This is a genomic window from Nonomuraea maheshkhaliensis (assembly GCF_039529435.1).
GTDB lineage: Bacteria > Actinomycetota > Actinomycetes > Streptosporangiales > Streptosporangiaceae > Nonomuraea > Nonomuraea maheshkhaliensis.
This window is the reverse complement of the sequence record NZ_BAAAMU010000312.1, coordinates 1-1261: the sequence shown is the minus strand read 5'-3', so window position 1 is coordinate 1261 and position 1261 is coordinate 1. Positions and strand designations below refer to the sequence as shown.

Annotated in this window: 1 protein-coding gene and 1 pseudogene; both read right to left on the bottom strand. The window is 74.9% G+C overall.

Going from position 1 to position 1261, the window contains the following annotated elements; all coding sequences use genetic code 11:
- A pseudogene (locus ABFX54_RS56595) lies at positions 1–209 on the bottom strand (hypothetical protein); the annotation flags it as partial.
- A 5-nt stretch (positions 210–214) separates the two neighbouring features.
- On the bottom strand, positions 215–1159 hold the full coding sequence (locus tag ABFX54_RS56590) for a VWA domain-containing protein (protein ID WP_346115611.1): 945 nt from the start codon (positions 1157–1159) through the stop codon (positions 215–217).
- Between the last annotated feature and the right edge of the window lie 102 nt (positions 1160–1261).

The window sequence follows — 1261 nt, the reverse complement described above, 5'->3', positions numbered from 1 at the left end:
AGCACCAGCCCGGCCGCCACCAGCAACCTCCCCCGGGGCGACTCGGGCGCGCTCCGCGCACCGTCCGTCCCCGGCACGGACACGGCCGGTACGGGACGCGGCGGCGGCCCGATCAGCGGCGGCAGAACGGCCGGCGGCGGGACGGCCAGGGGCTCCGGCCGGGCGGCCGGTGCCGGGCTCAGGAAGTCGGGCCCCTGCGGGCTGCCCATGCCTCTCACGGCAGCCTCGAGAACCACAACATCGACGTCATCGCCGCGATGAGCGCGAAGATCAGCCCCGCTCCGACGAACCACTGCCAGACCTCCTGACGCTCGATCCGATACCCGACCGACGTGCCGATGTCCTCATAGACCGCCTGTAGTTCGTCGCCGCTGGCCGCCTCGTAGAAGCCGCCGCCGGCCGCGTCGGCCAGGCCGCGCAGCGCGGGCCCGTCCACCGGAACCGGCACCTCCTGGCCGCCCAGGCTGATGGTGCCGTCCGCCGTTCCGTAGGCGATGGTCGTGACGGGGACGCCCCGCGAGGACGCCTGCGCCGCCGCGTCGGGCACCGTGCGGCCGGTGGTGTTGGAGCCGTCGGACAGCAGCACGATGTGCGCGGGCGGCGCCTCCTCCTCCGAGTCGAGTGCGGCGATGGCGTCGAGGGAGGAGAAGACGGCCTCGCCGATGGCGGTGCCGGAGCCGGTGCTGAGCCGGTCGAGGGCGCTCAGCACCGTACGCCGGTCCGTGGTGGGCGGCACGGCGACCGAGGCCGACGCCGAGAACGACACCAGGCCCAGGTTGAACCGCTCCGGCAGGCCCTGGACGAACTGCCTGGCCGCCTGCTTGGCCGCCTCGAACCGGTTGGGCGAGACGTCGGTCGCCCCCATGGAGGCCGAGACGTCGAACGCCACCATGATCGTCGCCCGTTCGCGCGGCACCCGCACCTCGGCCGTCGGCCGGGCGAAGCCCACCACGAGCAGGGCGAACATGAGCAGCAGCGCCGCCGCGGGGACGTGCCTGCGCCAGCCGGGCCGCCGCGGCGCCACCTTGTCCAGCAGGTCGAGGTTGGTGAAGCGGACGGCGTAGGAGGTCCTGCTCCGCAGCGTCATGACCACGTACGTCACCGCCAGCAGGGCCACGGGGACGAGCAGCAGCAGCCACAGGGGCGCGAGGAGGCTCACGCGGCGTCACCCCCGCCCCCAGGCGGCCGGCCCTGCCGGGTCGGCCCCGTCGCCAGCGCGGCGAGGCGCCGCTGGCGCATGACGTGCCTGACCAGGTCGTGC